This window comes from Pseudoalteromonas piscicida (assembly GCF_002208135.1).
Classification (GTDB): Bacteria; Pseudomonadota; Gammaproteobacteria; order Enterobacterales; family Alteromonadaceae; genus Pseudoalteromonas; species Pseudoalteromonas piscicida_A.
This window is the reverse complement of sequence record NZ_CP021646.1, coordinates 2,618,211-2,642,753: the sequence shown is the minus strand read 5'-3', so window position 1 is coordinate 2,642,753 and position 24,543 is coordinate 2,618,211. Positions and strand designations below refer to the sequence as shown.

The following is a 24,543-nucleotide window of genomic DNA, read 5'->3' as shown; positions in this document are numbered from 1 at the left end:
GGGCACTCGTACAGATTGAGTTCTAACAGCAGATTCTAGTTCGCTAGATGACGCAAACAAATTTAGAGTCTCAATTGTAACTGAGTGACTATATAGTCAATTCGTTTTGATTTTACTTTTTTGAAAAGTAGAAACAAACAATCAGAATTCATTGAGCATGGTTTGAAGTTTACTTCAAACAAAAAACTTTTAATTGAAGAGTTTGATCATGGCTCAGATTGAACGCTGGCGGCAGGCCTAACACATGCAAGTCGAGCGGTAACATTTCTAGCTTGCTAGAAGATGACGAGCGGCGGACGGGTGAGTAATGCTTGGGAACATGCCTTGAGGTGGGGGACAACCATTGGAAACGATGGCTAATACCGCATAATGTCTACGGACCAAAGGGGGCTTCGGCTCTCGCCTTTAGATTGGCCCAAGTGGGATTAGCTAGTTGGTGAGGTAAAGGCTCACCAAGGCGACGATCCCTAGCTGGTTTGAGAGGATGATCAGTCACACTGGAACTGAGACACGGTCCAGACTCCTACGGGAGGCAGCAGTGGGGAATATTGCACAATGGGCGCAAGCCTGATGCAGCCATGCCGCGTGTGTGAAGAAGGCCTTCGGGTTGTAAAGCACTTTCAGTCAGGAGGAAAGGTTAGTAGTTAATACCTGCTAGCTGTGACGTTACTGACAGAAGAAGCACCGGCTAACTCCGTGCCAGCAGCCGCGGTAATACGGAGGGTGCGAGCGTTAATCGGAATTACTGGGCGTAAAGCGTACGCAGGCGGTTTGTTAAGCGAGATGTGAAAGCCCCGGGCTTAACCTGGGAACTGCATTTCGAACTGGCAAACTAGAGTGTGATAGAGGGTGGTAGAATTTCAGGTGTAGCGGTGAAATGCGTAGAGATCTGAAGGAATACCGATGGCGAAGGCAGCCACCTGGGTCAACACTGACGCTCATGTACGAAAGCGTGGGGAGCAAACAGGATTAGATACCCTGGTAGTCCACGCCGTAAACGATGTCTACTAGGAGCTGGGGTCTTCGGACAACTTTTCCAAAGCTAACGCATTAAGTAGACCGCCTGGGGAGTACGGCCGCAAGGTTAAAACTCAAATGAATTGACGGGGGCCCGCACAAGCGGTGGAGCATGTGGTTTAATTCGATGCAACGCGAAGAACCTTACCTACACTTGACATACAGAGAACTTACCAGAGATGGTTTGGTGCCTTCGGGAACTCTGATACAGGTGCTGCATGGCTGTCGTCAGCTCGTGTTGTGAGATGTTGGGTTAAGTCCCGCAACGAGCGCAACCCCTATCCTTAGTTGCCAGCGATTCGGTCGGGAACTCTAAGGAGACTGCCGGTGATAAACCGGAGGAAGGTGGGGACGACGTCAAGTCATCATGGCCCTTACGTGTAGGGCTACACACGTGCTACAATGGCAGGTACAGAGAGCAGCGAGCTAGCGATAGTGAGCGAATCCCTTAAAGCCTGTCGTAGTCCGGATTGGAGTCTGCAACTCGACTCCATGAAGTCGGAATCGCTAGTAATCGCAAATCAGAATGTTGCGGTGAATACGTTCCCGGGCCTTGTACACACCGCCCGTCACACCATGGGAGTGGGTTGCTCCAGAAGTGGATAGTCTAACCTTAGGGAGGACGTTCACCACGGAGTGATTCATGACTGGGGTGAAGTCGTAACAAGGTAGCCCTAGGGGAACCTGGGGCTGGATCACCTCCTTATACGATTTAGAACTTATTTGTTCGAAGTGTCCACACAGATGATTGTTGCTTGGCCTGATGGCTAAGTGATATTGCTCTTTAAAAATTTGGAAAAGCTGAAAAATTAAATTCTGATAGATAACGTAAAGTTATTTATCGAGTTTTCGAAAGAAAATGCCGATTAATAGTTCTATATAGAACAATTAATTAGCGTCTACTTTAGTATTCAATATTAACTTCTGGCGAAGTTAAATCAGTCTTTGATTTACAACTTAAAACTATTTTGGGTTGTATGGTTAAGTGACTAAGCGTACACGGTGGATGCCTTGGCAGTTGGAGGCGATGAAGGACGTACTAACTTGCGATAAGCCTAGTCAAGCCAGTAAGAGGCGCTTGAGACTAGGATTTCCGAATGGGGGAACCCACCTGCTTTGCAGGTATCGTTAACTGAATACATAGGTTAACGAGGCGAACGCGGAGAACTGAAACATCTAAGTACCCGTAGGAAAAGAAATCAACCGAGATTCCGAAAGTAGCGGCGAGCGAAATCGGAGCAGCCCTTAAGCTTTAATGTAGTTAGTGGAATATGCTGGAAAGCATGACGAAACAGGGTGATAGTCCCGTACACGACAACTTATTTAAAGTGAAATCGAGTAGGTCGGAGCACGTGAAACTTTGACTGAATATGGGGGGACCATCCTCCAAGGCTAAATACTCCCAACTGACCGATAGTGAACCAGTACCGTGAGGGAAAGGCGAAAAGAACCCCTGTGAGGGGAGTGAAATAGAACCTGAAACCGTGTACGTACAAGCAGTAGGAGCCTACTTGTTGGGTGACTGCGTACCTTTTGTATAATGGGTCAGCGACTTATATTCTGTAGCGAGGTTAACCATTTAGGGGAGCCGTAGCGAAAGCGAGTCTTAACTGGGCGCTTAAGTTGCAGGGTATAGACCCGAAACCCGGTGATCTAGCCATGGGCAGGTTGAAGGTTGAGTAACATCAACTGGAGGACCGAACCCACTAACGTTGAAAAGTTAGGGGATGACCTGTGGCTAGGAGTGAAAGGCTAATCAAACCGGGAGATAGCTGGTTCTCCCCGAAATCTATTTAGGTAGAGCCTCGGACGAATACTTACGGGGGTAGAGCACTGTTAAGGCTAGGGGGTCATCCCGACTTACCAACCCTTTGCAAACTCCGAATACCGTAAAGTAATATCCGGGAGACACACGGCGGGTGCTAACGTCCGTCGTGGAGAGGGAAACAACCCAGACCGTCAGCTAAGGTCCCAAAGTGTATGTTAAGTGGGAAACGATGTGGGAAGGCTAAAACAGCTAGGAGGTTGGCTTAGAAGCAGCCACCCTTTAAAGAAAGCGTAATAGCTCACTAGTCGAGTCGGCCTGCGCGGAAGATGTAACGGGGCTAAACATACCACCGAAGCTACGGCTGCGAATTTATTCGCGGGGTAGGGGAGCGTTCTGTAAGTGGCTGAAGGTGTGCCGGGAGGCATGCTGGACATATCAGAAGTGCGAATGCTGACATGAGTAACGACAAGAGGAGTGAAAAACTCCTCCGCCGGAAGACCAAGGGTTCCTATCCCATGTTAATCAGGGTAGGGTGAGTCGACCCCTAAGGCGAGGCTGAAGAGCGTAGTCGATGGGAAACGGGTTAATATTCCCGTACTCGGTATGAATGCGATGGGGGGACGGAGCAGGCTAGGCAAGCATGGCGTTGGTTGTCCATGTGAAAGGCTGTAGGCTGGTGACTTAGGAAAATCCGGGTTGCTAAGGCTGAGAGTCGAGACGAGCCACTAAGGTGGTGAAGTTGTTGATGCCCTACTTCCAGGAAAAGCCTCTAAGCTTCAGTTCATACTGAATCGTACCCTAAACCGACACAGGTGGTCAGGTAGAGAATACTAAGGCGCTTGAGAGAACTCGGGTGAAGGAACTAGGCAAAATTGTACCGTAACTTCGGGAGAAGGTACGCTCTTGTTTGTGAAAGACTTGCTCTGTAAGCAAACGAGAGCCGCAGTGACCAGGTGGCTGGGACTGTTTATTAAAAACACAGCACTGTGCAAAATCGTAAGATGACGTATACGGTGTGACACCTGCCCGGTGCCGGAAGGTTAATTGATGGGGTTAGCTTAGGCGAAGCTCTTGATCGAAGCCCCGGTAAACGGCGGCCGTAACTATAACGGTCCTAAGGTAGCGAAATTCCTTGTCGGGTAAGTTCCGACCTGCACGAATGGTGTAACCATGGCCACGCTGTCTCCACCCGAGACTCAGTGAAATTGAAATCGCAGTGAAGATGCTGTGTACCCGCGGCTAGACGGAAAGACCCCGTGAACCTTTACTACAGCTTGGCACTGAACATTGACCCTACATGTGTAGGATAGGTGGGAGGCTTTGAAGCGCAGACGCTAGTTTGTGTGGAGCCGACCTTGAAATACCACCCTTGTAGTGTTGATGTTCTAACTTAGGCCCCTGAATCGGGGTTGAGGACAGTGCCTGGTGGGTAGTTTGACTGGGGCGGTCTCCTCCCAAAGAGTAACGGAGGAGCACGAAGGTTTGCTAAGTACGGTCGGACATCGTACGGTTAGTGTAATGGTAGAAGCAAGCTTAACTGCGAGACAGACACGTCGAGCAGGTACGAAAGTAGGTCATAGTGATCCGGTGGTTCTGAATGGAAGGGCCATCGCTCAACGGATAAAAGGTACTCCGGGGATAACAGGCTGATACCGCCCAAGAGTTCATATCGACGGCGGTGTTTGGCACCTCGATGTCGGCTCATCACATCCTGGGGCTGAAGTCGGTCCCAAGGGTATGGCTGTTCGCCATTTAAAGTGGTACGCGAGCTGGGTTTAGAACGTCGTGAGACAGTTCGGTCCCTATCTGCCGTGGGCGTTTGAGAATTGAGAGGGGCTGCTCCTAGTACGAGAGGACCGGAGTGGACGAACCGCTGGTGTTCGGGTTGTGATGCCAATTGCATTGCCCGGTAGCTACGTTCGGAATCGATAACCGCTGAAAGCATCTAAGCGGGAAGCGAGCCTCGAGATGAGTTCTCACTTTGACTTAGAGTCAACTGAAGGGCCGTTGAAGACTACAACGTTGATAGGCGAGATGTGGAAGTGCTGTGAGGCATTAAGCTAACTCGTACTAATTACCCGTGAGGCTTAACCATACAACGCCAAAGTGGTTTATAAGCGACAGAAGTTAATAGACTAAAGTAGACAAAAGAATTTAATAAGCTTTTTCCGGATTTAAGAATTAAACAAGGTGACCAACCTCAGCGGTATCGCGAAATCGGTTCACCTTGCGCAAATGGAATGCTCGTGCGAGGCACGATGTCATTAGACATTTGCACCCAGTTTTCCTGGTGACTATAGCGTTTTGGAACCACCTGACCCCATGCCGAACTCAGAAGTGAAACAAAACAGCGTCGATGATAGTGTGGATTACCCATGTGAAAGTAGAACATCGCCAGGGCCAAATAAGAGAAACCCGTTGCAGAGATGCGACGGGTTTTTTTCGTTTGGAGTAAAGTACTTCCATGTAGCATCTCCCCTTCGCGCGTCCTTGCGCTCACTTCCTCGAACTGCGAAGCGGTGCTTCGGTTTCTCGTCACCCGAACTCAGAAGTGAAACAAAACAGCCGAAGGGTCGGCCCCGGTCAATGATAGTGTGGATTACCCATGTGTGATGCCGCGCGCGAAAACTTAATAGAAAATGTGCGAAAACCGCGAAAAGTCAACTTTTAATATGCTTAAAGAGGTTTTAATAAGTTGAAAGTGTCTATTAGTAAGCTAGACACTTTCATGATTCAGGTTTCAATCAGTCTTCATGTCGTATTTCTAAACAGTTTCTGATTCTTCGAATATCTTTGATGGGAACAAGTTTCTTGAGATGATTTTCTCAGATAACTTTTTCTTCTTCTGGCCAGGTGCATTCATATATGCTCGCAAGCTTTTTCCTTTCGGTACAGTTACTAATAATGTATATGTATCCTCATTACTTCCTTTTACTTCTCGCCGTTCTTCAATCAGCTCTGTGAGCTCGGTCCTTGAAATTAAACAAATCTGCCGATCCTCCACACATACAAGAGCAACAAAAGCTTTTTTAGCTCTACTCTCGATTTCCTTAAGTTCTTTCAAATGTGATTTGTTGAATGTGAAGCTGTACTCCTTAAAAGCCTTAGTTGGTTTTGTCGAGTATTTGAAGTAAACAGCAATATCATTATTTATCAGAAAGCTGCTACGTGAAACTTTTTTCCCATCTCTAAACGCATTAATAGCAGTAAATTGCGCATGCTCAGCTATTTGAGTCAACGCGGCTCCATGGTAAAGGTGATCGTCATTAATTTTCATTAGAGTTCTTATCCTTATGATTAAATAATAAATGTAGTGCTCGAACTATTTAGCTGGTTTCATTACATTAAATTTACACTATAAATGATTCTGGGTAGCTTATCTTTGATCTCTGACACTAAATTACTACCTCACTATACGGCAAGTCTGGTGCTTGCCCTGTGATGCGATCATTCTCTATATACACAGAGCCTTCTTGAACGCTATCACCTAGCACACGACTGGTTGTCCCGTCGCTGTGCTCTACTGTGGTGGTGCCATCATTATTAACTGTTAGCACTTTTACTATACTGCGCTGTGTGCCGGAGAGTACTGAACCGAGTCTGTTTAGTGTGTTAGACATTGCGTACCGCCTGAATTGTTTGATTTACCATAATCGCGCCTTGGTTACTGATACTGGCGGAGATGGCCAGTGAGTCCACCGTTGCTTTGTATAGCTCATCTTCGAACCTTACACCTAATAGCATGCCTGGTCTGATTGGTGGTAGGTCAGCTTTGAGCTTGGAGCGAATGGTTGCAGTTCGTTTGTTACCACTTCTTGCTAGTTCACATGTGCCACGTTGGCGTGCGGCTTGTACATCGGTGATTAGATTATCCACAATGTCGCGAGCGTAATCAGTTGCAGGAGTACCTTGGCGCTTGATTTTACATGCAACGCCTTGCTGCTCACCTCTCACAAAAACAACGTTGTGCTCAGGCTGAATGGTGTCTCGTGTATTGTGCTCTAATATTAGAGCATCATTGAGAATGACATCAGGTGTTGCTTGCTCTGTGCTCCACGGATTAACTGGCCACTCAGGCACAACTGAGACGGTTTTGGTTGTGTCGTTAATGTCCAATATCGCACCAATACTGCTGGCTACTTTTAATAGTGCAGCCGCTGGCGTCAATCCTCGATACGAAAACGCCCCCTCAGGGATTGGGTAATCAATCATTTGGTTGTCTAACGTCCAGCCTGTGTTTTCTGTAATGTCGATCATGATACCTGCGAGTGTCTTATCTACGGTGTTTACGTAATTGCGCTCACGCTGATACGGTGCAGCCAGCTCTGCCAATCGAGAACGAATCGATGCGCTATAGCTATTATTCGCAAACCGATTGCTTGTACTGGGTTGCTCGCAAATCATGATGAACTCATAGCCGTTAATGATTAACTTTAACTGCTGGCCAATCGCACGCTCCATATCTATTCTGCTGCAAAACTTGATGTTGCCCGTTGCAGCAAACTGGCCACGTTGCCATGTAATGTTGATACTATTTATCAGTATTTTTAAATCATCACTTAGTCGATTACAGCTGATTGATGGTTGCATGATGTAATATCTCTGTATCTGTGGCTCAATCGGGATTTTGGAATCGATGGGGGAATGTCATCATCTGAGCGAACTGGTCCACCGGGTAATCCCCAATAGCAGACTTTTTCAAACGGTGACATTCTGAGTTTAACTTTGCCTATCTGGGGGCTGGCATTCAGCGCGTTTTCAAACCGCACAATTACACGGCCCTTACGAGGGTGGTTTACTCGATAGCAAATATATGCGCGTTCACTCGGCCCGTAATAGATGCAAAGTGCGGTTTCATGTTGTGAAGCCTCTCTCCAGACTTGAGTTGTCTCAACGTACTTTGCCTGTCCTTTACTCCAGCTAAATTCACTTTCCTTTGTGATAACAGACATACTGCTTTTCCAACCTGTATTTACTTGCTGCTCAATAGCCGCTTGGTTTGCATGCCAAGGTAAAATTGCCTCTTTGTGGAGTGCAATCGCATTTGCCCAGCTCATTTGATAAATTGTGTCTAGTGAAAACGCGTTGGTGTATTGCAATGCAACCAGCACGGCATAGTTGTCATTATTTGAGTAAGCGACATCAAAGTAGGCCACTATCTCCTTGTCTTCAATCGGTTGAGTTGTGCCACCGCCAAACCGAACAACCAGCGGACTGGTATAGCTATTTGCAGGTGTCGTAAACCTGACCTGCATCATTCACCAGTTCCTGGTAATGATGCTTGCACTCTGTCAACGGTTTCAGCGTTAAACTGAGGCGGAGCACCATTTTTTCCATCATCAAATATTGTGACCATCAGAGCTGGGTCTAATGAGAATTTGGCTGGAGTGAGTACTTTTAACATTGGTTCACCTAGTAAAGCACCGTGATAAATTATATTTCCATTCAATCTATCTTGAACCATTATACGAGTTGCATTCGGGTCTACATCTAGCTCTAACAATCCAACGGTGTTAAGCACTGGGCCGCAAAAAATACTACTTGCAAGCATCACCATTCCTCCATGTTAATCCACAGATGACTTAATCCAGAGGAGCTGCGAACCAACCAATAAAATTGGCCTGCTAATTTAGTTGTCATTGGCCAGTAGACTTCACTACCACCAGAGCCCATGAGCGAATTATAGAAACCAGGTAAAATACCTCGAAACCAAGGTTCATTTGGTGTGAGATCTAATACACCTGCGCCTGCTATAGGGCTTCTAGTAATGTATATCGGGCTCAGAGTTCCAGGGTTATCCCATTGGAAAGATAAACTCGTTAAGTTTGGTAAGGCGTTCCTTAAGGCATAACTTGTTGCTGTGTCGCTGTTATCCGCACTATATAAACGCATATAGGTATAACTGATGTTTGCGTCTAACGGATTACTCAATGAATCTAGAGTTTGTAAGTTCCCCGCTGTAGTTGAATCCCTTTCTTTTGGGTCACATAGCGCGGTAAACTTTCCGGCGTCATTTTCCAATGTGGAAATAATGTCTCCACAAAAAAGTGTGAGGTTATATACATTGCTGCCACTTTGCATTTTATATCCACTAAAGGGTTCCGATTTTGTTGGATCTACATAGCCCATAATTAAATAAAAGGCGGTGGACGTCCCAATGATAACCCACGCTTTTGTAACGCTTCTTGCAGGGTGATAGAACGATTGCTCGTAGCCAGCATGATACGGTGTTGTGATATTGATGAACTGTTTTGCTGCCTGGAATCCCATGCTAGTTGTCGATGATGAGCCGAGAGATTCAAACCAATTTCCAGAGCGGGGCCAAAACTTGATCATACCACCTGAGCCAGCTGTTACATCATTGCGATAAACAACACCTTCTGAACTATCAAATACTCTTGACCAGCCCAGCGGTTGTTTAGCGCCATAACCGTCTACTAAACATGCATCTAATACAGTCTTAATGTCATTTGCAGAGCCATATTGCTGAGTTATCTGAGGTGCACCTTCGTCATCCCATCTATATACAGTTACAGGTGTTGGCATTAGTCTTTACTCCCTCTAAATCCGAGCGTGGATTTATCATATTTAATTTCTGTATGCCCTGGGCTAACCGAACGCGTGACCATAATTGGTTTGCCTGCTGTGGTGGTTTCAAATAGGAATGCTTCGCCTGGATTCAATCCAGACCCTAACGCCTCTTTGCGTAGAACAAAAAATGGGGACCCCGCATTAGCATTAATGGGCGTGCAGTCGCTGGTAATGTCGCCGTTATAAATGGTGCCTACATGCTCGCCAACCACATAAAACGCAGTAGTGCTGGTAAATACAATGGCCCAGCGCTGGGCAATGGTGCCGAGGTTGCTCAGCTCAATTGGGTATTGTGTGGTGTTGATCGCACTCGATGCCGGAGAGCCAAAATCACCAAAGTTATTTTGCCAGGCTGAGAGAGTCCGTTCATCTTTGGTCAGCGCTTGTAGGTCTCCAAGTACGTAAGCGCTTGAGACCGTTGCACCAACGTCATATGTTCGCTTAAGCGGAGAAAGTATTTTTAGCGTGTCGCCGTCGATTACATCCACTAAAACCAACTCACTGAGCACTACTGTTATGATGAACGGGCCGGAAAAGTTAGCAATGCCAGGCTTGATTGTGACTTTGCCTGTGGCTTTGTCATAGCTGTAATTGTCATCATTGGCGCTGTAGAGCGATAGGCCATCATTATCAACAATATCTACCCAGTTAGCATTAGCAGTAACGGTTAGCTCTTGGCCATTACTCAGTGTTGCGTGTTGAGATCTGCTCCGGTCTTGAACGCACACAAGATTAAACTCATGGAATATTGGCACATAGCCGCCTTCTGGAAGCTTGCTGCGGTCAATGCCACCAGGTGGGCTAGGCACATTGATAATGGTGAGTTCATCATAATCATAGGTGATAGATTCCTGCACCATATCTACCGCAAACACCAGTGAAACCGTGCCATTACTACTTACTGAGCCAGATATATTAGTACCTGTGATGTTGCCATTGTCATCGCTAGATGCACTATATTCAGTGCCAGCCTCAGACGTTGCACGAATATAAATACTATTGCGAGCAAATGATTGAGACGGTAACGCAAATTCGATTTCTCGCAGTGAAAGTGGTTTTAACTGAATTAACGCGCCCAGCTCTTCGCTTACCGTCCCGCTATAATCGATTGGCTCTAACTCAGTAATTACGCCTGTATCATAATCAATCGTCGCGATAATATAGCCAGAATGAATAAATCGACCACTACCATCATCCGTGATTATTTGGCTAGAGCCGGATTTTTTTAGCTTAACCGTCCCTTTAACAATGGTTTCTGTCGCACCTAATGTGATGTTTTGACTTGAGGCAAATGAATGAAACCTAAAATCCAGCTTTGATAAGTAGTAGATCCAAAGAAAGTAACCGCTAGGCAAATATCTTCCTTCATACGTTTCCCCTGATACCACCGTGCCGTTGATAGTGTGCTGCTTCCAAAGAGAAAACCACGAATGCTCGCGCACAACAACTCTCGTGTAATCAAGCAATAAGTCTGGAATATCCACACTGAACTCACTTAAATTACCAAATGACTCAATCTTTTTGTATCGATAGCCCGTAACATCGCTATCACTGTCCAGCTGTGGTCTCAGTCCTTGTTTAGACTGAGTGCGAGTAACACTTGGCGCTAAGGAGCGCTGCAAGTCTCGCACTCTTAGGTGCAGTTCGCCGCTTTGATATGGCGATGTTAAATGACTCAACCCGTGGTACTTGGTCGTGCTGGCAGTCATAAGCTCCAACATATCTTCAAGCAGTGAATCGTCTCGTAAATTTGGAGACTCAACCAACAGTGTGTGAACCAAAGGATCTTCTGGTTGGTCGGCAATAAATACATGGGCCTTAGATAATTTTGTTGCATCATCCGTTGCAACAGCGGGGTAAAGTTTTACAAGATCAAATGCGCTGCGCGCATGATCGACGTCGCTGATTGAGCTAAATACATCGTTTAGCTTTCCGCTTATCACCGCGTTGTTGGTGCGGTGGCCACCTGCATTGGGTGCGCTGCCAAGCCGCTGGGGCTTAAATATTTTAAGGTGACTTCTTAACATGGTTACACCGTTTTTAGTCGTAAGGTTATGTTTTCAAAAAAATCAGGTGCTGCATCCGAGTAATAACTGACGGCGCTGCCCGTGACAGGCTTTTGGCTGTGGTCCCAAACCACGGTGTATACCGTGCCTCGTATCGATATATCAAACACGGTTAGTGTGGTTCGGCTATGGTCAAATAGTGCAATGTAGGCACTCGCAGTCTCCAGCACACTCTCAATCGTGATAGGCCGACCAGGTAACAGCGTTTTTTCAATATGGGGCGCACCGTTAATGGCGAGTTCCGTTTGCTCAGCAACGGCTTGATAATCGTGCTCATCTGTCCACACGGCGTGTGGTAGCGCTATGGCGTTAATTACTATCATTGGGCGTTACTCAATTGTTCTAGCTCTTCTAAAAGTTGATCACGGATAGTGGTGTACAGCTCAGCGGTGTTCCCACTGGGTAATTTGAGTTCCAAGACTATGCGTTTACCTGATTGCTGGCCTGTCAGTAGGGTTAGCAATTTATCGAGTTTGCCATTTACCGCATCACTCAGCGGTGAGCTATTGTTTGGCCTAGTCGGCACAGGGCTTGGGCTGTAATACTCAGTGTTTTCACGTGGTGTGATTGTGTTTGAGCGTGTGGGATTGCGTTTGGCACTGGCAACTTGCTTGAGTGATTCACGCTGGCGGTCAATTAAATCTCGCAATGCGCGCTTTTGTTCGCCATCGATATAAACGAGCTGTTTAAATATCCGGTCATAAATTTTGGATAGCTCTGACGTTGATGTGGATGCGTTAATTGCACGCTCAAACTGCGCGTACTGTTGCTGCTGCATTTTCTCGCGCTCGCGACGGGCGCGCTCGGCAATGACCTCATCACTTTCAAATCGATAGGCAGCACCTCTCCCTGTTTCGTACTTTTCCTGATAGTCCACTATCTGCTCAACCGTTGGGCGGTTGCGGTTTTGGTAGTTACTCATGCTGGTTGCAGCACGGTTGGCGCTTTGGCTTACACGCTCTAACTCTTCTTTTTGTTGACGTAGGCTTTTTAGAGACCGCTCATTGGCCTTTGTTGCATCTTCAGTTGCGCGGGTTCCTCGCTTGGTTGCATTCGTTGCATCGTCTTGTGCATCTTTAAAGTCGCCGAGTAGGTCATTCACCACAGATAAGATGTTACTTATCCGCTCCTTTTTGTGTTGGTAGTCTTCAGCGGTTAATGCGCCTACCTTGTATTGTTGATTAACTTGCTCAAGCTCTTGTTCGAGCTTGCGCTGCTCAACATTTAGCCCTTGTAGATTTTTGGTTTCTAGCTCTCGCACCCGCGCCAAATCGGTTTCTTGTTCTACCACCAATCCAGTCTGACGGTTTAGTGCCGCCTGTGCTTTGGCCTTTTGCTCAGCTGAGGCTGTAGAGCTGTCTAGGATTTTTTTATTGTTTTCCATTGCAGCACGGGTGCTGGCTAACACACTGGCAAACTTTGCTGTAGCGGTACTATTTTCATCTGTGGCGGGCTTGAGCTTGTTAGCAGCGTTAACCAGTTTATCCAATTCAGCAGTTAAACCCAGCGCGGCCGCTGCCGCTTGCACAGACGCAGGCACAGTTTGGTCTGTGGCGTTGGCGGCTTCAACGGCGGCTTTGGCCCACTTCAAAAAGGCTTGTTGCTGCATCGCAACTGGTTCATTGCTTTGTTGGAGTAGTTCAAACGCTCCTTGTAATTTAGTAGCCGTTTGAGTCAGTGCGTCGGCGCTGGTGATGCCCAGCTCTTTATAGGCTTTGCTTACATCGTTGGTCAGGTATGCTTGGCGTTCTAGCGATTCGTTATGAGATTCAAACTTAGCTTTTAATGAGTCCAGTAATACTAATTGCTGGCTATACTCAGCCCCAGCACCAGCGAGCGCGGTACGTGCCGACTCAATGGATTGGATAAAACCATCAACACCAGCGCGTACACCATTTAGGTTTTGCGCCTGTTGCTCTAATGTTTCTATCACACGCAGCGCTTCAGGTATGGTGAGCCTGAGCAATTCTTGGCGCTTGCGCTCTTCTTCAGCGGCAATGCGTGTGGCCTCGGCGAGCGCTTCGGCTTTACGTGCTGCGTTTTCATAGGCTCCGGTGGTTTCATTCATGACCAGCGTGCCAGCAGCCACGGCAGCCTCTAGCTCTTTTAGGTTTGTTACCAGTATGCCAGTGGTTGCACTGATAACTTCAAACTCGCCTTTTAACTTGGCAGCTTGTAACTCGGCATTGCGCTGACTTTCCGCGACGCCTGCTTCAGCAACTTTTAAATTTTGATACTCACCAATCAGGTTAATAACCTCATTGGTTAGCGCTAAATACACACCGCCTCGGGCAATCACACCAGCCACATTGCGCCAGCGGTTTGCAGCAACGGTCGCAGCATTGGTGGCTGTTGTCGCTGCGGTTACGGCGGCTCTATAGGTAACAAATGCCCGGGTGGCACTCACTGCACCTGCCACAACACTACTAAAATAAGAGCCGATTTTAAGCGCAAGCCACGCTTTGGCTACAAATCCTATCTCCTCACGGTATTCATACAGCGTAGTGATGGTGTCTTTGATAGCAGTGCCGGTTGCCACAATGGTATCGCTGATTGACTGCGCCCATTCTTGCAATCGGCCATCAGCTGCCATTGCAGCAAATTCTTTGTTTAAATCACCAATCTGGCCCTTGAGCCAATCCATTGCACCAGACTTAGCAATGAGGTTATAAAACTGTTCCAGATTGTCTTTGGCGTTAGAGACCTGGCCGCTAAATAATGCCATTTGTGCAGCGGCACTGCCTGTGCTGGTTCTGCCCATTTCGTCAATCAATTGTTTGATAACGTCACGGCCTAGCTGGCCTGCGCTACTTAACTTTTGTAGTTCCTGTACGTTTTTACCCGTGACCGTTTGCAGCATATCCCATACAGGAATACCACGTTCAACTAGCTGAAGGATTTCTTCACCTTGCAGTTTCTGTTTAGCCCAGGCTTGGCCAAGCGCGAGGCTTATCCCTTCAACCTCCTGATAACCTCCACCTAGTTTTAGTGCGCTGTCTGTAATAGATTGCAGCGTGCCGTCCATTGGGTCTAGGCCAAACGCCTTGAGCTTCACAAATGCTTGTGATACTTCACCGAGCTGAAGCGGCGTATTTTTAGTAAACTCAGTTATCCAGGCGCTGGCCTTCTCACCTTGGGCAATGCTGCCCATCAGGCCATTCATTTGCACCTGGAGCTTTTCAAACTTATCGCCTGTTTCAAACACGGAGCGCACAGCTTGGCCAACTTGGTCTAACCCAACATAGGCAGCAGCAACCGCCGCGATTTGGCTTGCGACGCTACCAAGGCTTGCCGCATGCGCTTGTTGGGCAGCACTGCCTTGCTTTAGGTCTTGCGTAAATCCATCAACAGACTTACCAGCTTTAGTAAAGCCTGCGGCTAAATTACGCTTTGCAACGGTAAGGTCTTTAGTATCAATGCCTGAGCGTTTTAGCTCAGCTTGCAGAGAGTTATGCTTGGTAATTTGCTGCGTCAGCTCAGCCCGCATTTGCTGCAAGTCTCGCTCTGCAAGGTCGATGCCTCGGGCAAGCTCTACAAATGGTTTGGTGGTGTCTTGTGCTTGTTTTTGTAATTGGTCGAGTGCGTGCGCGGCGGCAGCCGTGGCAATCTCTTGCTCTTCGAGTTCACGCTTTGAACGCTCAAAGGCACGAATAAGTTCTTGCTGATTGCCTAGCTCGTCTATGACATCCGCAAGCACGCCTGCTTTTTGGCTGGCGTTCGTTGTAGCTGTACCAACTTGATTTAAGTCGCCGCTCAGTGTTTGCGTATTGCTCGCCGTGGTTTTCGCTTTATTTGAGACGTCTTGAAGAGACTCACCCAGCTTAGCGCTAGCGGTAGTTGACGACGCTAAGTCATCGGCAAGCTCAGTTGATTGCTTGCTCGTTTGCTTTGCGGCTTGGGCCGTCTCATCTAAATTCTGGCCGAGTTGGTCAGTGGCAGGTGCGGCATCATCAGCGCTTTGTTCAATGTTTCTTAGCTCAGCAACCAGTTGTTCTAAGTTCTGTTTGCCAGTGGCTTCAGCCACTATTCTTAATGCGAGCTGGAGTGTTTTATCTGCCATGCCATTTACTCAGTTTGAAAAGAGGTTTGAAATAGTAAAAAGGGGCCGAAGCCCCAACGGGAGCTATGCGTCTAATTCGGTATAGGTGAATGGGGTTGCTTTACCTGCTGGCAGCTTGGCAGTACCTGCTAGGCCACCACTCACAAACTCACTGGCTGCGAAATCAATTTCTTTATCTGGCATCAGTGATACGTCGTATACTTCAAGCTCAATGGCTTTACCGTTGGCAAGGTTGGTTCCCTCACCAAAAATACGTGCTCGAACTTGTGATTCAATGCCACCTTGGATGGTCTTACCGCTTCGCGCATTGTGTTGATAGCTCACGGTAATGCTGCCACCTGCATCTACTTCGCCACCTTTGACAGAGCGGATCAAACCCAGTGCATAGTTGATCTCAAAATCAGTCCCTAGCGTGAGTGGGGTAGTTGCTTGCTTAACCGTAAGACCTTCGGCGGCTAGATTCTTATGGCCAAGCTCTAGCCAGCCCTGATTGGCGGGCAAGGTTTTTGCTGCATCTGTTACCGTGCCGCTGGCTTCGTTTAGATCAACCACTTTACCCATCAGCGCCATTGCCAATAACTCAGAGGGTTGGTCATCAAACTCGCATGACACTTCAGCAGGCTTGGCAATCTTGACGTCATCTAACGCTTGGCCATAAGACTCTTTTTTACGAGATGCACGAGTCTTGGTCTCAGCTTCTGTTTTGATGCTGAGCTTGGTCATATTGATAGGGCCAAAAATACCGAGGCTTTGGCCTTGTGGGTTTAATCGGTCAATAAAGAAATTGCCCGCTACTAGTAAGCCACTCATGTAAGTGCTCCTTTAAACTTCATTTGACAGGTAAAGGCCAGCGGGTAAAACGCATGGCCGCTTGTGTATCTTGGTTTGATTGGGGTGTTAACGCGTTGCCACGGGCCAGCATCGCCAGTCATTTTTCCGGCAATGGCACGAATGGTAGCGGCAATGTTTTTGCCTGCGGTTTTGCTGGCTTTTCGCTCCGCTAGAATTACTAACCAAGTTTGCGTTAACAGGGTATTAGCTCCAGCGTACGCGCTCTCCTTTAATTGCTCACCGTAGTAGAGATAAAACAAGCTCGGGGTATGATTGGTTTTGTCTATCTCTGCTAGGTCATCGAGCGCCTTAACGTGGCGTATGCCAGGCACTGCACTTAGGGCTGTTTCTAACAGTTGGCCCGCTGCTAAAAAGTCATCTTTAATTTCAAACATCAGATGAACCCCTTGGCTTTGTTGCGAGCAAATACGCTGCCTGCTGATTCCATCACGGCGGTGTCGTTGGTGGTTGCCTTGTCACCTTGGCTATCAATACCCAGCGCCACCTTGCCTTGATTCACTGCTTGTAAAAACTTTAGCGCGTCCGTATAGCGGGTGTGTATGTGCTCCGGCGCGTTATCGCCGCTTAAAAAGTAGCGGGCAATATCACAACAAATGCGCACCAATGCCATTGGTACAATGCTAAGTGGCAGCATGTAACGGCCAGAGAGATAAGCGTTTATCTCAGCTGTTGCATCTTCCAATGCTTGAGTGAGCACAGCCATATCCACTTCACCTGGTGTGCTGTGTTCACGTTCAGTAAGCAGCACCAAGTCTTGGTGGTTAAAACGGTTTTGCATGTCTTCAGCGGCAGCGTAGGTCATGGTTTATTGCTCCACGCTCACAACATGCGCTTGATACCAGGCCCATGCATCATCTCGCTCGGCGGCTGACGGTTTTTGCTCGCCACTAATGCCATCCACTTCAAACGCCAACTCATCCACGTTTGGCTTTTTGGTTGGCTTCAGCTCATATAATGCCGCAATGATGTGCGCTAGTTCTTCTGGGGCTTGGCTCAAGTCCAGTGCTACATCGCCGCCCACACTTCCTGACTCCAAGTGTGATTGCGTCGCTGCACTTTCACTTGCTTGTATAACTTGCACCGTAAGGCGTGTATCTTTTTTAAGCGCTTCAAGCTGAGGCTCGGTAACACGGTGCTCGTTAACGCCACGCTTGAGGGTAATGCTGGCGCGGCGGTAGCCATCAGGTTGCTGAGAGATAATGCGCACAGGGTAAATAGTCGGTTCAGCCATTTCATTTTCCATCCTATTGAACAGCCCCAAAACGGGGCTTTGGGTTAGTGGTTACAGGTAATCGCCAACAACTAGCTTTAAGCGACCTTTAAGTTCGTTGGAGCTACTTGACTCCATTTCACGCTCAAGCATTTTGGTTGCAACATCTTCAAGCTCTGGCGGCACCACAAGTGTGGTGGGTCTAATCCCTAGCTTGCGGCCACCATCGGCAGTGAAGGTGCGCATTTTCTTGATGCTGTCCCATAGGTTGTCAGGCGTCAGTGCGCGCTTGTTACCAAATGCCAGTTGCCAGAAGCTAAAGCCGCATGCATCTCGGCAATCTGTGCCATAGCGGAACTCTTTACGCGTGAACACACTTTCATCATCCGGCTTCGTCATTGCCGTAAACTGTGGCTTTTTGCGCTCTTGGAAAATAATGGGTTTAAGTACCTTTGAGTTATCCATCACAAACCAAGCTGGGCCTGTATAGTTAACGTCTTCAGCCATATTTGCTACGCTCAGTGCGGCACCTGTTCCATCAGCATTTGGATAGACTGGGTGGTCGGTATCAAAGTAGTTCTGGCCGTCGTAACACAAGGTGGTAAAACCTTCGTTTAAGAGTGGAAAGCACATTTCATCCGGGTGAATGGCGGCAGCGCGTCCCATCTCTTTCATCAGCGATGCGTATAGACCAAGGTCGTCGTCCTCAATGTCGTTTCGGTCAACCCCGATGGTGGCTTCATAGTCATCATTTACAATGCTGTAGCCATGAGCTTTCATGCTTTGAATATCTCGGTCACCCACCCACTTTTTAAGGGTAGGGAACTTGCCCAGCCAACCATAGGTATTGGATTTAGTGGTTGACGGGATGACCGTCGCAATTGCGTTGTATTGCGGTTGTGCTTCACCAAGGCCATCTTGGAAGTTCTTCTTAAAGCCCGTTTGCAGGCTAGTTATCAGTGCGGGTGTAATAATCGCCATTACTGGTCTTCCTCTTTACTTTTTGCGTAGTCGGCATGGCTAATACCCAGTTGATCAGCCGCGTATTTATCCTCGGTAGACAAAGCGGCAACTCCTGTTTTGTCCTGCGATGGTGTTGGGGTTGGTTTGGACTGCTGAGCGTTTAGCGCTGCAATGGGTTGGCGGCTATCTAACACTGCATTTAGGGCGGCAAGGCCCTTTTGCTCACCAAGCTGCTTGAGGTAATCAATCTCGGCGGCAATCACGCGGCCCTCAGCTTTGGCTTTATCAATAGCGGTTTCAATAGTCACCCTTGGTGCTGGCTATTGAGTGCGGCTAGTTCGCCACGTAGTGCATTGTGTACATCAACTGGCACAAACTTGGTTAAGTCCACTGTAGTGTTCGACGTGGCTTGTTGAATTTGTGTGTTCAAGGCAGCAATTTGCTTGTCTTTACCTTCTGCGCCGTCGGCCTTGCTTTTCAGCTCGGTAATGGCCGCTTTGCCTTTTTCGATATGCTCGCTGGTAACATCACCGTCCACGGTAATGCCAAGCGCAGCGAGGAGTTGCTGGGCTTCGTTCATCTTGGGTGCTCCTGAGGAGTATTGCAGGTTTAACACTGCTACCTCTTCCATGCCCAGTACTGCGGGGTCATTGGTTAAGGCAACGTGAAGTAATTTGAATGGGCGACCTGTAGACTTGTCGTAAGCAAACACTGGGCTAACGTAGCGGTACTCTTTATTGCGCAGCGCACTCAGTGCTGCCGTTGTCCACTTTACGTTCTTGGCATATACGCCTTCGCCTGGCACATACTCCAAACCGTCGGATGCAAACCAACCAGCCGCTGGCGCAGGTTGGCCGTTCTGTGCTTTAAAAAGGGTTTGGTGGTCGTAATCAAAGAGGTAATCGTTAGCACGGCTAAGGGCGGCGGTTTTAAGATTGTTAAATGCCGTTTCATCCATTAGCCATTTATTGCCTGGTACTTCAAATGGTCTACCGTCATGGCCAGAGAATGCCCCATCAGGCATCAGCAGCACGCGAGGGCTAATACCACTTTCTTCAGGTTCGCTTGCCAAGCTACATACCGCAAGGCCGAAGTGCTGCGCTTGTGTATTACACACAGCAACAGAAGCCACCTCCATGTGTGATTGCTTGTGCTGGCAGTTTATGGTTTGTTGCGTTGAGGTATTTTGCATGTTCTGGCACTAAAACGTTTGTCTTGGTGCCAGTATGTGGAATTGGGTTGGAAGTGTATTTTAAACTGGGTTAATAAATTAAGCCTTTTTTGGTTTGAGCTGTTTTCCGTACATTTTAATGTGGTTGCTCTTATTCTCTATGGCTTCAACGAGTGGCCTAACCGCTTGTTCGGAGAAGTAAACGTGTTTGTCACCCTTAACGGCGTCTTTTACTTCTATCCAAATGAATTCGTTTTGATTAATTTCACAATCTTTCGCATTTTGGATACCAAAATTTTTTTTGTTTACCCAGCCGAGAAAATGCATAGTTGCTTTTATTTGAAGGTTTGTTATCTGATAAGAAATTTTAGGTTTTAGCTCGTTTTCTAAGGTGCTCATAGTGATGTGTGGTTTAGGTTGGGCAATTTCACCAACAATTTTATAAATAGGTTTTCCCTCGTCATCAGAAATTTTACCAATTTCACCAGCAGAAATAGCATTCAAAATAATGTTGAAAGCATTTCCTTCAGATGACTCAATCTCTATCTGTGTATTCTCAAGTACTCCATCAGATTTATTGTAACCGTAAACTGTACCGGCTACGGGGTTAAGTAAAAGAATTTCTCGAGGATTTATTTCGAACATCTCAGGTAGAAGTTTAGTCCATATCTCCATGAATTCTTTACTTCTCTCATTCGCTTTTATTTGAACAAAGCGATTGAGGTCGTTGGAACTTGTATTAGCTTTAGTATTTTTACCCGAGGTTCGATAATAGATGTCTCCACTATATAGTTTGTAATTGCGAGCATCCTTAACAGGAACGTTAATTGTCGAAGATTTCTCTATTAGCAAATAATAGTACTTTCTAGAGCCAATATTAAATGGCTGCAATTCAATCCCAACCTCATTTTTCAATATTCCGGTTAATTTCTCTGAAACTGGACTTAAATCCACTCTATTGAGTATTTGAATACATTCATCATTCAAACCTTGATCTTTAATGGTGCCCTGTGATTCTTCAAACCCTAGTAAAACAATTCCCCCATAAGAATTTGAGAAAGCGACAATATCTTTAGCGAAGTTAATCAAAAAGACCTCTGTTGCACTCTGTTGGGCTGGTTTTAGCGCTGATTTATAATCAATTCGGTCATTCTCTTTTGGGAAGCTACCATTTTCTTTTATGCCATTTATGATAATTTCACATTCAGCTCTTAGTTCTTTTAGAGTCACGATAAAATCCTGTCTACCTGAAGTGTTACCCATTGATATTACTCAACAGTGCAACTTGTTGTCTAGAAACGTTTCGAAACGCCTTTAATGCTCATATTACACCTAACCACACCCAACGCTAGCACTTGAGCATGCAAAAACGCCTCAGAGGGCGTCTGAGGCGTTTTTTAGTTTTCGGTAAAATAGTTGCTGAGAGTGTCCAAAATATTAGTTTCTTCATTGAGGCTTATTCCTAAATACTCACGCTGTGGAATGGCAGCTGGGCCAGGAGCCATTTCTGGCAATCCTCCAAGATTTTGTATGGCGGCATACGGTTTGTTACTACTAATCTGCGCCCAGAACGCGCCGCTATCTGCGGTAATGCTTGATGCTAAGCCGCCAGCGCTGACTTGTAGCATTTGCCCGCCAACACGTTTGGGGTTTTGTTTTAGGTAGTTTTCACTAAGCGCTGGCCATGCGATGCCTGTTACTGGGCTGCGTTCTTCAGCAAAAGCGTCTTCCGTTGCACCTTCCATAATGGCGGCTATCTCATTCATTGGGTCGCTCAGGTCATCAAAGCGCTGTGCTATTTGTTCAAGTACTTTGGTTGCATCACCGCTTGTGAGTATCTCAATTCTAGTGGTCATATTGTAATCACCGAGTTGTTGGGTAATAATGGTTTGTGGTGGTAGTGTTTCCAATGGGTAACGGTTATATGCGCCGCATATATGATATGAGTTCGAGTCTCATCCTACCGCCACACCTCATAGTTTCCCCCTTTAATGCCACCTTCAATGTCACCGCTGTCGACTTTAAACACATTGATTAGTGTGTCGCTGTTGCTGTCAAAGCGAACAATCACCTTAATAGCTTGCTCACCTTGGTTTATTACGTACAGTACTTCACTTCGCTCAGGTTCCCACAATACGCTCGCACCGCTTTGGTTAATCCATTTGCTTAGGTTGATATACTCGCTTAGCTCAAGTGCTTGTCCACTGGCTTTGTGTTTTTCACTATGGGCATGAGCCAGCGCACGCTCAGATAAAATCAAAGTACGGGCCGCATCAATGCCCTTATCTTGGAGCTTTTGGTTTATGTCATCACTTAAAAAGCTCACCACCGTTTTATGTTGCGGCCTTGGGCCATTAGCCTTTAAGCCCGCCTTATCGCCTGCATGTTTTGCGGCTTGAAAGCGTTCTATACGCTCAACACTTTTACGCGTCCACAGCTCAAAAGCCTTGGCCCGTTCATCACTATTATTTAATGCTTGAATGGTCTCAGCGCGTAGCTGTGTGCTTTCCACTTTGCCTAGCTTCTGTGCCACGGCCACGTCAGTGCCAAAGGCCGATTGGCCAGGCGAATAGGCCCAGCCCACATCTGGCGTCATTACATCACCACTAGGCAGTTTAACTCTAGCGTGCTCAGTGGTTTTAACTTCGCCAGATTCGCGGCTCACAATCTCTGCGTCAAATTGCTGTACATAGCCGCTACCGTCCTCTACGGTTAAGCCGCGCGCTTTTACTTGTGCCTCAGTGAGCGCACGAACGCGACAGCGGCAACCCCAGCCATTAGGTGGGTATATGATTTGCCAAATGGGGTCATCAAACCTAAACACCTTGCCATGCAGCAGTTTATGTTCAGGCCGTGTTTGTGCATCATCAATAGCAACATACTGCCAATACGGATGCGTTTTACTGCGAGCCAACATGCGGCGATAGCGGCCACTCATATAGGCGGTTTGTAGATTGGTGCGATAAATATTATTTAAGCGGTAGGGGCTACCCAGTTGAACGCTATCACCTTGCTCATTCTTGGTTTTTCCCCACCAACCTAATCGCTGAAGCTCAGGCGTTAGCTGCTCTCTAAATTGTTTTGCCGTTAAGCCTTCAGCAAGCGCTGTATCGGTGTACTTGCGTATGGCCTCTAGTACTTCCATGCTCTGCACTCGCGCTACGGTAAAAGCTTTGGCATGCGCTGTAGTCAGCACATCATGCCACTCATCGCTTATCGCATAACCTTTAGATTTAAAGTAAGCCACCGCATCCGCAGGCGGTTTATTGAAAGCAATACTGAGATCAATCATTGATCATGCCCCAAATCTCACTCACAAAAATCAGCTTGGTGAGCATTTCGGTCAGTTGGTCTTGGTCAACTGCGGGATAAAGTTCGGCAAGCTCAATGGCTGCCAGTTCCTCACTTTGGTTAAGTTTGTCTAGCAGCGGTTGCAGCGTTGCTTTGTACTCTTCGCGCATATCGCCACTGGTGACTGCATCAATGGCAGTATCTAGCTCCGTTTGTGTGCTGCGTGTTTGGTATTCCGCATTAAGTGCGGCCACCGCTGTATTGAGTGCCGCGGTGCTATTGCCAGGCATCGGCTCGCTTGGCACTTCCAACACCGCTTCGCCTTCGCTTGGTTCAGGTATGTTCAAACGCTCATGCACCCATGTTTTAGGGATCTGCATTCCAAGGCTCACTAGCGAGCGCAGCGGATAAGCTAGATCGCGCATTTCATCACTAGTCGAGGTATCAAACTCAAAGCGTGGCAACCGGCGGTTACCGTTGTACGATTTACCATTCAGTGCGTACATAGGGTAGATCACATCGCGGTTTATGGTCTGCTCAAGCTGGTGTAAATCGCTAAGGGTAATATCCTCTTTTACTTCTTGGTGCACACTGCCCAGCGCATTGGTACTTGTTTTCCCATCCGCTTGACTTGTCAGCGTGCCACCTAACACCGCTTTAGACTGAGTTAATTCACACCACCGGATCATACTTTCAAACGGATCTGCCTGGCCGTTAGCTGCACTTTGAAAATCAATCTCCATTCCCCGTGGAATGATCCCGCCAGCATTGTGGCCAATTGCCATCACTGCACGCAGGAGCGTGGCTTTTTCCGCATCGGTTGCACCGCTTGGGTATTTGCCCACTCGTACAGGCAAACCATAAATCTCTAAAAACTCCGCCAAGTCTCGCACGCTAAAATTCTTAAATAGGAATGGCCAAGCAAGTACTGATAGCAACCCTGCACGATGCACGTAACCACTCTTGGACTTATGAATATGCAGCGCCCAACCAAACGGGTTGAGGGCTTCGCCTTCGTCGCTGCTGTCATTCAGCATAATGCGGTTAAAGTCATTGGGATGGGTTTTAAATATGTTTTGGTCTCGGTAGGCGTAACCTGTGATCAGTTGCTGCTTCTCGATGTAGTCCCATTGCAACTCGTTGGCGCAAAAGCCTTTTAGCATAGCGTCGGTTAAATCAAATTTAAAATCCGTAAACCAAGTCGCGTCCTCTAAGACCTCGGCTATCATCTCTGCGTCGCGCTTTTCAGCGGTGGAGGCATTGCGCGGTGGCTTTATCTTCCAATCAAACCCAAGTACAGCGCGGCGGCGTTTACCCAGTTCGCAGCTTATGTGGCCGTCTTTATCCTCGATGTCTTTGGCCAAGTCGGCCATGGCAGCCAAATTGCCTTCTTCTGCTTCTTTTAGCAAGCTGGCCAGCTTTGCTGGGTTTAGTCCTTGCGTTGGGTGTTCAGCATATTGCCTAAGCAACATGCCCACTTGGGCATTTTCTTCGGTTTGATTTTGATCTAGCTTATTAACTGATAGCGGATCGCCATTAATGTCTACTAGCATA

General features: G+C 47.3%; 20 protein-coding genes and 3 rRNA genes. 3 read left to right on the top strand and 20 right to left on the bottom strand.

The genetic code is table 11. The features are described 5' to 3' along the window. Positions 1-190 precede the first annotated feature (190 nt). The 3 genes from B1L02_RS12335 (at position 191) to rrf (ending at position 5,185) form a co-directional block, all read left to right on the top strand. Positions 191-1,723, top strand: a 16S ribosomal RNA gene (locus B1L02_RS12335). 273 nt (positions 1,724-1,996) lie between these two features. Then, positions 1,997-4,880 (top strand): 23S ribosomal RNA (locus B1L02_RS12330). Positions 4,881-5,071: 191 nt separating this feature from the next. After that, positions 5,072-5,185, top strand: a 5S ribosomal RNA gene (gene rrf, locus B1L02_RS12325). Together the 16S, 23S and 5S rRNA genes form the textbook arrangement of a ribosomal RNA operon. Positions 5,186-5,549: 364 nt before the next feature. Here rrf and B1L02_RS12320 read toward each other — a convergent pair. The 20 genes from B1L02_RS12320 to B1L02_RS12235 form a co-directional block, all read right to left on the bottom strand. Then, positions 5,550-6,062, bottom strand: a complete 513-nt coding sequence (locus tag B1L02_RS12320) for a hypothetical protein (protein ID WP_088531257.1) — start codon at positions 6,060-6,062, stop codon at positions 5,550-5,552. A gap of 118 nt (positions 6,063-6,180) precedes the next feature. Beyond that, positions 6,181-6,405, bottom strand: coding sequence for a hypothetical protein (locus B1L02_RS12315; protein ID WP_088531256.1), 225 nt, complete (start codon positions 6,403-6,405; stop codon positions 6,181-6,183). Then, a complete protein-coding gene (locus B1L02_RS24530) occupies positions 6,398-7,375 on the bottom strand; it encodes a hypothetical protein (RefSeq protein WP_223192017.1) in 978 nt (325 codons plus the stop codon). Before B1L02_RS24530 ends, B1L02_RS12315 begins: the two co-directional genes overlap by 8 nt. Further along, positions 7,345-8,043 (bottom strand): hypothetical protein, encoded by a 699-nt coding sequence (locus B1L02_RS24525; RefSeq protein ID WP_223192018.1) that lies wholly within the window; start codon positions 8,041-8,043, stop codon positions 7,345-7,347. Before B1L02_RS24525 ends, B1L02_RS24530 begins: the two co-directional genes overlap by 31 nt. Beyond that, positions 8,040-8,336: a hypothetical protein gene (locus B1L02_RS12305; protein ID WP_088531255.1), complete on the bottom strand. Its 297-nt coding sequence runs from the start codon at positions 8,334-8,336 to the stop codon at positions 8,040-8,042. Before B1L02_RS12305 ends, B1L02_RS24525 begins: the two co-directional genes overlap by 4 nt. After that, on the bottom strand, positions 8,336-9,331 hold the full coding sequence (locus B1L02_RS12300) for a hypothetical protein (protein ID WP_088531254.1): 996 nt from the start codon (positions 9,329-9,331) through the stop codon (positions 8,336-8,338). Before B1L02_RS12300 ends, B1L02_RS12305 begins: the two co-directional genes overlap by 1 nt. Beyond that, positions 9,331-11,403 carry a hypothetical protein gene (locus B1L02_RS12295; protein WP_088531253.1) on the bottom strand — a complete coding sequence of 691 codons (2,073 nt, stop codon included), beginning with the start codon at positions 11,401-11,403 and terminating at the stop codon, positions 9,331-9,333. Before B1L02_RS12295 ends, B1L02_RS12300 begins: the two co-directional genes overlap by 1 nt. Before the next feature lie 2 nt (positions 11,404-11,405). Continuing rightward, on the bottom strand, positions 11,406-11,765 hold the full coding sequence (locus tag B1L02_RS12290) for a hypothetical protein (RefSeq protein WP_088531252.1): 360 nt from the start codon (positions 11,763-11,765) through the stop codon (positions 11,406-11,408). Continuing rightward, positions 11,762-15,502, bottom strand: coding sequence for a tape measure protein (locus B1L02_RS12285; protein WP_088531251.1), 3,741 nt, complete (start codon positions 15,500-15,502; stop codon positions 11,762-11,764). The genes B1L02_RS12290 and B1L02_RS12285 overlap by 4 nt, the downstream gene beginning before the upstream one ends. 63 nt (positions 15,503-15,565) lie before the next feature. Further along, entirely contained in the window at positions 15,566-16,312 is a 747-nt protein-coding gene (locus tag B1L02_RS12280) for a hypothetical protein (protein WP_088531250.1), read from the bottom strand. Continuing rightward, positions 16,309-16,728 (bottom strand): phage tail terminator protein, encoded by a 420-nt coding sequence (locus B1L02_RS12275; RefSeq protein ID WP_088531249.1) that lies wholly within the window; start codon positions 16,726-16,728, stop codon positions 16,309-16,311. The genes B1L02_RS12280 and B1L02_RS12275 overlap by 4 nt, the downstream gene beginning before the upstream one ends. Beyond that, positions 16,728-17,156 (bottom strand): gp436 family protein, encoded by a 429-nt coding sequence (locus B1L02_RS12270; protein ID WP_088531248.1) that lies wholly within the window; start codon positions 17,154-17,156, stop codon positions 16,728-16,730. Before B1L02_RS12270 ends, B1L02_RS12275 begins: the two co-directional genes overlap by 1 nt. Before the next feature lie 3 nt (positions 17,157-17,159). After that, positions 17,160-17,585: an HI1506-related protein gene (locus B1L02_RS12265; RefSeq protein ID WP_088531247.1), complete on the bottom strand. Its 426-nt coding sequence runs from the start codon at positions 17,583-17,585 to the stop codon at positions 17,160-17,162. 51 nt (positions 17,586-17,636) lie between these two features. Then, on the bottom strand, positions 17,637-18,545 hold the full coding sequence (locus B1L02_RS12260; protein ID WP_088531246.1) for a Mu-like prophage major head subunit gpT family protein: 909 nt from the start codon (positions 18,543-18,545) through the stop codon (positions 17,637-17,639). Next, complete coding sequence (locus tag B1L02_RS24925; protein WP_250644904.1) at positions 18,545-18,835, bottom strand: phage protease; 291 nt, start codon at positions 18,833-18,835, stop codon at positions 18,545-18,547. The genes B1L02_RS12260 and B1L02_RS24925 overlap by 1 nt, the downstream gene beginning before the upstream one ends. Beyond that, a complete protein-coding gene (locus B1L02_RS24920; RefSeq protein WP_250644903.1) occupies positions 18,832-19,719 on the bottom strand; it encodes a phage protease in 888 nt (295 codons plus the stop codon). The genes B1L02_RS24925 and B1L02_RS24920 overlap by 4 nt, the downstream gene beginning before the upstream one ends. A gap of 78 nt (positions 19,720-19,797) precedes the next feature. After that, complete coding sequence (locus tag B1L02_RS12250; RefSeq protein ID WP_088531245.1) at positions 19,798-20,961, bottom strand: ATP-binding protein; 1,164 nt, start codon at positions 20,959-20,961, stop codon at positions 19,798-19,800. 134 nt (positions 20,962-21,095) lie between these two features. Further along, entirely contained in the window at positions 21,096-21,554 is a 459-nt protein-coding gene (locus B1L02_RS12245) for a phage virion morphogenesis protein (RefSeq protein ID WP_088531244.1), read from the bottom strand. Between the two features lie 104 nt (positions 21,555-21,658). Next, positions 21,659-22,990, bottom strand: a complete 1,332-nt coding sequence (locus tag B1L02_RS12240; protein WP_088531243.1) for a phage minor head protein — start codon at positions 22,988-22,990, stop codon at positions 21,659-21,661. Further along, the gene (locus B1L02_RS12235) at positions 22,983-24,542 is read right to left on the bottom strand and encodes a DUF935 domain-containing protein (protein ID WP_088531242.1); all 1,560 of its coding nucleotides are present in this window, start codon (positions 24,540-24,542) and stop codon (positions 22,983-22,985) included. Before B1L02_RS12235 ends, B1L02_RS12240 begins: the two co-directional genes overlap by 8 nt. Between the last annotated feature and the right edge of the window lies 1 nt (position 24,543).

Coding starts and splice junctions, on each gene's coding strand:
- B1L02_RS12260 (WP_088531246.1), bottom strand. CDS start 18,545: ATGGCGATTATTACACCCGCACTGATAACTAGCCTGCAAACGGGCTTT.
- B1L02_RS12275 (WP_088531249.1), bottom strand. CDS start 16,728: ATGTTTGAAATTAAAGATGACTTTTTAGCAGCGGGCCAACTGTTAGAA.
- B1L02_RS12280 (WP_088531250.1), bottom strand. CDS start 16,312: ATGAGTGGCTTACTAGTAGCGGGCAATTTCTTTATTGACCGATTAAAC.
- B1L02_RS12305 (WP_088531255.1), bottom strand. CDS start 8,336: ATGCTTGCAAGTAGTATTTTTTGCGGCCCAGTGCTTAACACCGTTGGA.
- B1L02_RS12300 (WP_088531254.1), bottom strand. CDS start 9,331: ATGCCAACACCTGTAACTGTATATAGATGGGATGACGAAGGTGCACCT.
- B1L02_RS12240 (WP_088531243.1), bottom strand. CDS start 22,990: ATGATTGATCTCAGTATTGCTTTCAATAAACCGCCTGCGGATGCGGTG.
- B1L02_RS12290 (WP_088531252.1), bottom strand. CDS start 11,765: ATGATAGTAATTAACGCCATAGCGCTACCACACGCCGTGTGGACAGAT.
- B1L02_RS12235 (WP_088531242.1), bottom strand. CDS start 24,542: ATGCTAGTAGACATTAATGGCGATCCGCTATCAGTTAATAAGCTAGAT.
- B1L02_RS12315 (WP_088531256.1), bottom strand. CDS start 6,405: ATGTCTAACACACTAAACAGACTCGGTTCAGTACTCTCCGGCACACAG.
- B1L02_RS12320 (WP_088531257.1), bottom strand. CDS start 6,062: ATGAAAATTAATGACGATCACCTTTACCATGGAGCCGCGTTGACTCAA.
- B1L02_RS12245 (WP_088531244.1), bottom strand. CDS start 21,554: ATGACCACTAGAATTGAGATACTCACAAGCGGTGATGCAACCAAAGTA.
- B1L02_RS24920 (WP_250644903.1), bottom strand. CDS start 19,719: ATGCAAAATACCTCAACGCAACAAACCATAAACTGCCAGCACAAGCAA.
- B1L02_RS12295 (WP_088531253.1), bottom strand. CDS start 11,403: ATGTTAAGAAGTCACCTTAAAATATTTAAGCCCCAGCGGCTTGGCAGC.
- B1L02_RS12265 (WP_088531247.1), bottom strand. CDS start 17,585: ATGGCTGAACCGACTATTTACCCTGTGCGCATTATCTCTCAGCAACCT.
- B1L02_RS12285 (WP_088531251.1), bottom strand. CDS start 15,502: ATGGCAGATAAAACACTCCAGCTCGCATTAAGAATAGTGGCTGAAGCC.
- B1L02_RS12270 (WP_088531248.1), bottom strand. CDS start 17,156: ATGACCTACGCTGCCGCTGAAGACATGCAAAACCGTTTTAACCACCAA.
- B1L02_RS24525 (WP_223192018.1), bottom strand. CDS start 8,043: ATGATGCAGGTCAGGTTTACGACACCTGCAAATAGCTATACCAGTCCG.
- B1L02_RS24530 (WP_223192017.1), bottom strand. CDS start 7,375: ATGCAACCATCAATCAGCTGTAATCGACTAAGTGATGATTTAAAAATA.
- B1L02_RS12250 (WP_088531245.1), bottom strand. CDS start 20,961: ATGGGTAACACTTCAGGTAGACAGGATTTTATCGTGACTCTAAAAGAA.